Raw genomic sequence first — 301 nt, 5'->3', positions numbered from 1 at the left:
CGGGGTTGGCTGCGTCCCACTGCGGCAGCGGGGCGGCGCGCCAGACTGCGTTCGGGTCGGCGTCGGACAGGCCCTGCAGGTAGCCGGGACCCCAGGCCGCGGCGAGGTAGACAGCGTATGAGCCGTCCACGAGCTTGGTGTTGTAGTCCGCGGTGAAGGCGTCGTCGGTGGCAACCAGCCCCTTCTTGACCATTCCGTCCCAGTACTTCAGGACGTCCTTGGCACCCTGGTCATTGACCTTGATTCCGATTTCCTGGGGGTTGGCGGAGTCATATTCGAACGGCACCGAACCGGCCTGGGC

At 66.1% G+C, this 301-nt stretch carries 1 pseudogene; it reads right to left on the bottom strand.

Annotated elements, in window-relative coordinates:
- Window positions 1–301 (bottom strand): annotated as a pseudogene (locus AC5RWX_RS34575) (hypothetical protein); the annotation flags it as partial.

The sequence above is a fragment of the Arthrobacter sp. SPT-J7 genome (assembly GCF_059089965.1).
This window is presented reverse-complemented; position numbering and strand designations above follow the sequence as displayed.